General features: G+C 75.4%; 2 pseudogenes. Both read right to left on the bottom strand.

From position 1 onward, the window contains the following. Window positions 1-191: pseudogene (locus J0F76_RS20775) on the bottom strand (carboxylating nicotinate-nucleotide diphosphorylase); the annotation flags it as partial. Next, a pseudogene (locus tag J0F76_RS20770) lies at window positions 188-529 on the bottom strand (L-aspartate oxidase); the annotation flags it as partial. The pseudogenes J0F76_RS20775 and J0F76_RS20770, both read right to left, overlap by 4 nt.

The raw sequence follows: 529 nt of genomic DNA, 5'->3' as shown, positions 1-529 counted from the left end.
AGCGCGGCCAGTCCCATGCCCGACGCGGTGCCGCCCTCGCGCGCGCGGATGGCACCGCGGGTCCGCGTGCCCGCCGGGATCACCGTGCGGGTGGTGATGTCGCCATGGCTGCCCAGATCCTCGAAAAGAGCGGCGCGGACCAGGGGTTCCAGGATCAGGTCGGGCAGGGGCGGATACGGGGGCGGGGTCATAGGGGCTCCGGTTCGGGAAGGGGGCGCAGCGCCACGGCCTCTGCCAGGGTCATGCGGCTGCGGCGGCCCGTGGGCAGGGTGTCGGGGAAGTCGGTGCGGCAATGCGCGCCCCGGCTCTCGCGGCGTGCCAAGGCGGCGGCGCAGATCAGCGTGGCGGTCGCGGTCATGTTGGCCAGTTGTGGGATGCCGGGCTGCGCCGCCCCGATGGCCGCGATGGCGTGCAACGCGTCCGTCAACCCTTGGGCATCCCGCAACACGCCCGCGCCTGCGGTCATCGCCTGGCGCAGGCGCGCGACCAGGGCGGGATCGGGCAGGGGCGCGGGGGCGGGGTCCGGCAG

The sequence above is a fragment of the Paracoccus fontiphilus genome (assembly GCF_017356265.1).
GTDB lineage: Bacteria > Pseudomonadota > Alphaproteobacteria > Rhodobacterales > Rhodobacteraceae > Paracoccus > Paracoccus fontiphilus.
This window is presented reverse-complemented; position numbering and strand designations above follow the sequence as displayed.